This is a genomic window from Neisseria sp. N95_16 (assembly GCF_002551535.2).
Lineage (GTDB): Bacteria > Pseudomonadota > Gammaproteobacteria > Burkholderiales > Neisseriaceae > Neisseria > Neisseria brasiliensis.
Genome location: NZ_PDBT02000105.1, coordinates 1 through 5747, shown reverse-complemented (window position 1 = coordinate 5747; position 5747 = coordinate 1). Strand labels below are relative to the sequence as shown.

The window sequence follows — 5747 nt, the reverse complement described above, 5'->3', positions numbered from 1 at the left end:
CTGTTGTGCTTTTCGGTAACAGTAGGTTCCGTTGACGGAATGCCGTCTGATTTCCCGACTGACGGTGGCGGGATGACAACCGATGTTCTGTGCGATTTGGTTTAGGGGTAGGTTGCGGTAATGTCTGGAAATGTAGTATCTTTGGTGTGAGGTCAGTTGTGTGTAGGCCATATTGCAATCTTTCTTGTCAGGAAAGGCAGTATACTACCGCATACTGGCCTTTTCTGTTATTGGAAATTGCACTTGTTAGGCGAATGTAAGGGCCTCAATTTATTGTATAGTCAAATCATTCAAACTGATACGGAACCTTACTCATGCAGGCAAAAATGAACTGGCAGGATTTATTGTCCACCCAACGCTTTCGCGTGAAAGATGGCGGCATTGTGCCGACGGTAACGCCGTCCACACAAGAAGGCATGGATGCTTTGCGCACCGATTTTCACATCGATTACGACCGCGTGGTGTTTTCCGGCTCGTTCCGCCGCTTGGGGCGCAAAACCCAAGTTCATCCCTTTGCCGAGCACGATTTGACCCACAATCGTTTAACCCACAGCGTGGAAGTGGCCAGCGTCGGCAGAAGCTTGGGTAACCGTGTCGGCATGATGTTGCAAGCCGGTGAGTTTTTGCCTTTGGGTAATACCCCGAGTGATATCGGCGCGGTGGTGCAGGTTGCATGTTTGGCGCATGATTTGGGCAATCCGCCGTTTGGCCACACCGGCGAAGACGCGCTGCGTGATTGGTTTCGTAATCCGCAACACAGCCGCTATCTGCAAGGCTTGAGCGAAATTGAGCGCAATGATGTGCAAACCTATGAAGGTAATGCCCACAGTTTGCGCATTTTGGCGACGTTGGAAATGTACCGCAATCGCGGCGGTATGCGACTGACGGCGGCGACCATCGGCGCTTTGCTGAAATATCCGTGGACGACGTTGCATCCCAACGGCAGAAAGAAATTCAATATTTACCAAACCGAGTTGCCGTTTATTCAATGTGTTGCCGAAGAATTGGGCTTGCTGCAATTGGGCGAAAACCATTGGGCGCGTCATCCGCTGTCTTATCTGATGGAAGCCGCCGATGATATTTGCTACGCCTTGTTGGACTTAGAAGATGCGGTTGAGCTGGATTTGCTCAGCGATACCGAAGTCGAAAGCATATTATCCGAGCTGACCTTTGCTGAAAGCACATGGTATGCCCAATCCAGTCGCCAGCGTTGCGCCATGCTACGCGGCATTGCCATCGGGCGGGCAATTGATGATGTCGCGCAAACCTTTATGAAACACCAATCCGACTTGCTCAACGGCGAATTCAAAGGCAAAGACTTAATCGCTTTGTGCAGCCCTGAAGTACAAAATACGCTTGAGAAAGCCAAAGATTTGGCGCGAACACGCATTTTCCGACATCACACCAAGCTTATTACCGAAATTGCCACATTCCCGTGCTTGGGCTCTATTCTGGATTTGCTGGTGCCGGCGGCTTATGCGTATCTGGTGCACAAACATGTTGATTCGCGCCAATCTTTGGTGTTGGAATTGCTCAAAAACGATGACCCCATCACCGAAAATGACACACTTTACCAAGCCTACATGAAGATTTTGGATTTTGTCGGCGGCATGACTGACAATGCTGCGGCCAAGATGGCGCAAGATTTATCCGGCCTAGGCATGTTGCGTTAAAATTTATTTAATTTTATTTCAATTGTTTATTGAAAATCTCAAAAAATAATGGAAAATATACTAGACAGGATTCAGTAAATTCTTTATTATTCGGTCTTCTTGATTCACAGCGCAACAGCGAAGTGATGAGGATGCACCCGTAGCTCAGTTGGATAGAGTATCTGGCTACGAACCAGAGGGTCGGGCGTTCGAATCGCTCCGGGTGCGCCATTAAGAAAATCCTTTATTCCGCGCCCATCGTCTAGCGGTTAGGACATCGCCCTTTCACGGCGGTAACCGGGGTTCGATTCCCCGTGGGCGTGCCACATACTTAACAAAAGCCTTACTGGATTCAGTAAGGCTTTTGTTTTATTCTTAAATGATTTATTTAAATATCATTCATTTGATAAAAAAGAGCGGTTAACTTATTTTTATCTTTCAGACGGCCTTTTATTCAAGGAATCGGCGTACACTGTTGGCTGTCATCCATGATGAGAAATAAAGCTTATGTATCAAGGTGAGCGTTTTAATGCGTATAGCCATTTGGTCGGCGCGCTGCTGGCGTTGACCGGTATGGTGTTGCTGATTGTGAAGGCGGTTGAGGATTTTGATCCTTACAAACTTGCCAGCGCGATTACTTATGGCGTGTGCTTACTGCTGTTGTATTTGGGCTCGACGCTGTATCACAGCATTCCGCAGCCGAGAGTGAAAGCAGTATTGCAAAAGGTAGATCATTGCATGATTTATCTGCTGATTGCAGGCAGCTACACGCCGTTTACGTTGGTGACGCTGAAGGGCGGTTGGGGCTGGTCGCTGTTTGGCGTGTCGTGGGGATTGGCCTTATTCGGTATCATTCAGGAATTGACCATTGGGCGTAAGAGTGAAAAACGTTTGTTGTCGATGATTATTTATGTGGTGATGGGCTGGCTGATTTTGGTGGCGATGTATCCGTTGGCGAAGAGCTTGTCGGCAGCTGGGTTGTTTTGGCTGGCCTTGGGCGGTGTGTTATACAGCGTCGGCATTTATTGGTTTGTAAATGACACCAAAATCAAATATGGCCACGGTATTTGGCATTTGTTTGTGATGGCAGGCAGCCTGGCGCAGTTTATTTGTATTTATTTTTATGTTTTATAAGTTTCAGACGGCCTCTATGAAAATTAAAAAACCTCTCCGTTTAATACGGAGAGGTTTTTGTTTGGCTATTGCTTGTCGTGGAATTCATGGAATTCGTATTGGTAAGACAATGGTTTGCCGGCTTTGGTTTGTACCAAATAATCGTCGTACACCGCGCGGATTTCTTTGCGCATCAGGAAGAGGGCGATTAAGTTGGGAATCACCATAAAGCCGTTAAACATATCCGACAAATCCCATACCAAATCCACTTTGCCCAAGGTGCCTAACACAATCGCAATTAAAACCAGCGTGCGGTAAAAGCCCAAATGTTTGCCACGGAACAAAAAGCGGATATTGGATTCACCAAAATAATACCAGCCGATGATGGTGGTAAAGGCAAAGAAAGTCAGGCACACGGCCAGCAGTTGGCCCCCGAAATCGCCGAATGCAATGATAAAGGCTTGCTGGGTTACCGCCGCGCCTTTCAAACCTAAAGTATTGGCATCGGTGAGCAGAATAATCAGCGCAGTAGCGGTGCAGACCAATAAGGTGTCAATAAATACGCCGACAAATGCTGCCATGCCTTGCTGTACAGGGTGTTTCACATTGGCGGTAGCATGGGCGTGCGGAGTCGAACCCATACCGGCTTCATTGGAGAACAAACCGCGTGCTACGCCGTAACGGATGGCTTCACGCATACCGATACCGGCCGCACCACCTAAAACCGCGCTCGGGTCGAAAGCAGCTACAAAAATATGCTGAATCATCGGGCCGATATGGGTGGAGAATTTAAACAAAATCACCACCGCGCACACAATGTAAATCACCGCCATAAACGGCACCACAAACTGTGCCACATTGGCAATGCGGTTGACGCCGCCGATCACAATCAAACCGGCTAACACCGCCAACACAATACCCACCGCCAATGCCGGCACATCAAATGCCACAGTCACCGCCGAAGCGATCGAGTTCGCTTGCGTGGCGTTACCGATAAAGCCCAAGGCAATGATGATGGCGATGGAGAAGAAGCCGGATAAAAAGCGGGCGGCAGGGCGGCCGATTTTTGGGGTTAAGCCATGGGTAATATAAAACGCGGGGCCGCCGATGTATTTGCCGTGGCTGATAACGCGGTATTTTTGTGCCAAAATCGCTTCGGAAAAAATCGTCGACATGCCGAACAAAGCCGACAGCCACATCCAGAAAATTGCGCCTGGGCCACCGGCGGTCAGCGCGGTGGCGACACCGGCCACGTTACCCGTGCCGATTTGGGCAGAAATGGCGACAGCCAAGGCTTGAAATTGAGACAGCGATTTTTGGTCTTTATCGGCGCCGTCTTTTTTGCTGAACAAACCGCCGAAAACCGACTTGAAACCCGCGCCGAGCTTAGTAAGCTGCGGTACACCCAAATACACCGTGAAAAACAAGCCGATGCCGATTAAGGCATACATCAGCAGGTAATCCCACAGCACTTTATTGACCGCGCCCACCAGCGCAGACAATGTTGCTTCCATAATAAACCTCGAAAAATAAAAAGTTAATCAACGTGCGGCACACAGCGGCAACTACTCCGCTTTAATCCCATTTGATCACCTCGGGCGAGCAGGCCGTTGGTTGAGTAAGAGATTATCCGAATGCTCTTTATGCGTTCTTTAATAAAGAAACATTTTTGGCATCATACGCCTAATCTTGGTTCAAGAGAATACAAAAACTGAATGGATATAACGAAATTTAACATTAAATTGATTTAAACCAAGCCAAGAGACAGGCCGTCTGAAAGTTTTCGGCGGTAAAAAACTTATGATAAAATATGCGTTTTTCAGAACAAAATGGCTCTTGCGTGGGTGTGATTGATTAAAATAAGAATGGCACAAATCCATGCTTACTTTAATCGGTTATCAAACGCAAAAAATCGAAAGGAATCCACATGGCAGGCCATAGTAAGTGGGCGAATATCCAGCACAAAAAAGCGCGTGTTGATGCGCAGCGCGGCAAAATTTTTACCAAATTGATTAAAGAAATCACCGTTGCGGCCAAATTGGGCGGCGGTGATCCGGCAGCCAATCCGCGCTTGCGTTTGGCCATGGACAAAGCATGGGATGCCAACATGCCGAAAGACAATGTGCAACGCGCGATTGACAAAGGTACCGGCAATTTGGAAGGCGTGGAATACATCGAATTGCGCTACGAAGGCTACGGCATCGGCGGCGCGGCTTTGATGGTTGACTGCATGACCGATAACAAAACCCGCACCGTGGCCGATGTGCGCCATGCGTTCACCAAAAACGGCGGCAATCTGGGCACCGACGGCTGCGTGGCGTTTAACTTTGAGCACCAAGGCTATTTGGTTTTTGCCGATGCCGACGAAGATGCTTTGATGGAAGCCGCTTTGGAAGCGGGTGCGGAAGACGTGATTGTCGATGAAGAAGGCATGATTGAAGTCATTACCGCGCCAAACGACTGGGCGGGCGTGAAAGCCGCATTGGAAGAAGCCGGCTTCACGCCAGTAGATGGTGACGTCACTATGCGTGCGCAAAATGAAACTGTGTTGACCGGCGAAGATGCTGTGAAAATGCAAAAGCTGCTCGACGCGCTGGAAAGCTTGGACGACGTGCAAAACGTTTACACTTCAGCCGTATTGGATTTGGAATAAATTCTGTTGGGCAGTAAGCATGAGAAAAAAAGCAGACTGAAATCAGTCTGCTTTTTTATTGGATAGGCCGTCTGAAAAAATTTCAGACGGCCTTACATTCGCATTTCAAGTGCAACGCTCAAATGCCATTGGCAAGGGCTGCTGAAAACAGATCACCCGGTGTCTCATAGTCCAATGTCTTTCTCGGTCGGCGGTTAAGGGCCTCCTCAACCGCTTTAATCTTTTTAGCACCCAGTTTCCTAAAATCCGTCCCCTTTGGGAAGTATTGTCTGATCAGCCCGTTGGTATTCTCCACCAAGCCTTTTTCCCAAGAATGGTATGGACGGCAG

The 5747-nt window shown here is 48.5% G+C and carries 6 protein-coding genes and 2 tRNA genes; 5 read left to right on the top strand and 3 right to left on the bottom strand.

Features of this window, described 5'->3' with window-relative positions; all coding sequences use genetic code 11:
- The coding region (locus CRG49_RS14085) for a helix-turn-helix domain-containing protein (RefSeq protein ID WP_157807888.1) at positions 1–171 on the bottom strand (171 nt) is incomplete at its 3' end.
- A 143-nt stretch (positions 172–314) separates the two neighbouring features.
- On the opposite strand from CRG49_RS14085, the gene CRG49_RS12045 reads away from it, so the two are divergent.
- The 4 genes from CRG49_RS12045 to CRG49_RS12030 all read left to right on the top strand — a co-directional run bounded on the left by CRG49_RS12045 (position 315) and on the right by CRG49_RS12030 (position 2786).
- Positions 315–1673: a deoxyguanosinetriphosphate triphosphohydrolase gene (locus CRG49_RS12045; protein ID WP_195714670.1), complete on the top strand. Its 1359-nt coding sequence runs from the start codon at positions 315–317 to the stop codon at positions 1671–1673.
- Between the two features lie 133 nt (positions 1674–1806).
- A tRNA-Arg gene (locus tag CRG49_RS12040) sits at positions 1807–1883 on the top strand.
- 20 nt (positions 1884–1903) lie between these two features.
- A tRNA-Glu gene (locus CRG49_RS12035) sits at positions 1904–1978 on the top strand.
- A gap of 181 nt (positions 1979–2159) precedes the next feature.
- On the top strand, positions 2160–2786 hold the full coding sequence (locus tag CRG49_RS12030; RefSeq protein ID WP_095502843.1) for a hemolysin III family protein: 627 nt from the start codon (positions 2160–2162) through the stop codon (positions 2784–2786).
- Between the two features lie 65 nt (positions 2787–2851).
- On the opposite strand, the gene CRG49_RS12025 is transcribed toward CRG49_RS12030, so the two are convergent.
- Positions 2852–4279 carry a sodium:alanine symporter family protein gene (locus tag CRG49_RS12025; RefSeq protein WP_095502842.1) on the bottom strand — a complete coding sequence of 476 codons (1428 nt, stop codon included), beginning with the start codon at positions 4277–4279 and terminating at the stop codon, positions 2852–2854.
- A gap of 413 nt (positions 4280–4692) precedes the next feature.
- On the opposite strand from CRG49_RS12025, the gene CRG49_RS12020 reads away from it, so the two are divergent.
- Positions 4693–5418 (top strand): YebC/PmpR family DNA-binding transcriptional regulator, encoded by a 726-nt coding sequence (locus CRG49_RS12020; protein WP_095502841.1) that lies wholly within the window; start codon positions 4693–4695, stop codon positions 5416–5418.
- 118 nt (positions 5419–5536) lie between these two features.
- Here CRG49_RS12020 and CRG49_RS13410 read toward each other — a convergent pair.
- A partial coding sequence (locus CRG49_RS13410) for an IS30 family transposase (RefSeq protein WP_198515146.1) occupies positions 5537–5747 on the bottom strand: 211 nt, incomplete at its 5' end.